Annotated in this window: 1 protein-coding gene; it reads left to right on the top strand. The window is 42.2% G+C overall.

Features of this window, described 5'->3' with window-relative positions; translation table 11 throughout:
- Positions 1 to 263 precede the first annotated feature (263 nt).
- Positions 264 to 1,700: a phosphoglucomutase/phosphomannomutase family protein gene (locus IQ247_RS32085; protein ID WP_193926229.1), complete on the top strand. Its 1,437-nt coding sequence runs from the start codon at positions 264 to 266 to the stop codon at positions 1,698 to 1,700.
- Positions 1,701 to 1,733: the final 33 nt, after the last annotated feature.

The following is a 1,733-nucleotide window of genomic DNA, read 5'->3' as shown; positions in this document are numbered from 1 at the left end:
ACTCAACTACCTTCCTCCCTGATTTCGCTTACGCTCAATTTTGGTCGGAAGGTGTTTCTTTTTTGACCCGTGATTCATCTCGCCGCCAAATCGGAGATTATGGCGGGAGTCTTCTCACGGAGTTTAGATAAACTAGTATTTTTCCTGGTTAATCTAAGAAAATCTTCATTCAGCTTTCATAATTCTACGTAAAACTTTTTTTACCCTTATCAAAAGGAAGTGCTAGAATCCATCGAGTAGAATTTAAAGATAGGATAATCATGATGCCAGTTGCCAGTAAATCCATTAAGTTTGGTACCGACGGCTGGCGCGGCGTTATTGGCGATGAGTTCACCTTTGAACGTTTAGCCCTGGTTGCGCCAGTAGCCGCGCAAGTATTATTGTATACATATGGCAAAATGGTAGGTAATCGTACCATCATCGTTGGTCACGATCGCCGATTCATGGCAGAAGATTTTGCTAAGTTTGTTGCTCAGACGGTGATGGATGCAGGCTTTGATGTAGTGCTGACTGACACTTTTGCCCCTACCCCCGCTTTTAGTTGGGCAGCAAAAGCTCAGAATGCCTTGGGAGCCTTGGTAGTTACAGCTTCTCACAATCCGGGGAAGTATTTAGGATTGAAGGTTAAGAGTTGTTTCGGTGGTTCTGTACCTTCAGAAGTAACCAAGGAAATAGAAAGTTTGCTGATACAATCGGTGTCTTTTAATTCACCATCCGGCAAGCTAAAAACCTTTGATCCTTGGCAAAGCTATACTCAAGGTTTGGAAGGCAAAGTTAACATTAGCAAGATTAGAGATGCTATAGCTAATGGTAAATTGACTTTATTTACCGACGCAATGCATGGAGCATCTGCGGGTGGATTAGCAATGCTTCTCGGCGATCAAGTCCAAGAAATTAATAGCGATCGCGATCCTCTATTTGAAGGTGGTGCGCCGGAACCTTTGCCCAAGTATATTTCTAAGTTTATACAATTGATCAAAAATCATCGTCAAGCCAATCCTGAAGGTTTATCAGTGGGATTGGTATTTGATGGTGATTGCGATCGCATTGCGGCTGTGGATGGACAAGGTAACTTTTTAAGTTCGCAAATCTTGATTCCCATACTAATCGACCATTTAACTCAAAGACGTGGGTTTACAGGCGAAATAGTTAAAACTGTTAGTGGTTCAGATTTGATTCCTTTAGTTGCAAAACTGCATAATTTGTCGCTTTACGAAACCCCCGTAGGTTACAAATATATTGCTGATAGAATGCTAGATGCTGAAGTTTTACTTGGTGGTGAAGAATCCGGTGGAATCGGTTATGGAAGCCACATTCCCGAAAGAGATGCATTGCTTTCGGCCCTATATGTATTAGAAGCAATCGTTGAATCAGGAATGGATTTGGGCGACTATTACCGTCATTTACAAAACCAAGTTAATTTTACTTCAGTATACGACCGCATCGATTTACCTCTTTCGGGAATGGAAGTACGAGCAAAGCTTTTACAACAATTACAAAGCGAACCATTAAAAGAAGTTGCAGGTAAGCAAGTAATTGATTGTAATACAATTGACGGCTACAAATTCCGTCTCGACGACAACAGCTGGTTAATGATTCGCTTTAGCGGAACCGAACCAGTTTTACGCTTATACTGTGAAGCATCTACCCATCAGGAAGTACATAAAACCTTAGCTTGGGCAAAAGATTGGGCAGAGTGAGGGTTCGGAGGGATGGGGGGATGGGGAGATGGG

It is taken from the genome of Plectonema cf. radiosum LEGE 06105, assembly GCF_015207665.1.
Taxonomy (GTDB): domain Bacteria; phylum Cyanobacteriota; class Cyanobacteriia; order Cyanobacteriales; family Nostocaceae; genus Rivularia; species Rivularia radiosa_A.
This window is presented reverse-complemented; position numbering and strand designations above follow the sequence as displayed.

Excerpts from the sequence above, each read along its gene's own strand:
- IQ247_RS32085 (WP_193926229.1), top strand. The coding sequence starts at position 264 with ATGCCAGTTGCCAGTAAATCCATTAAGTTTGGTACCGACGGCTGGCGC.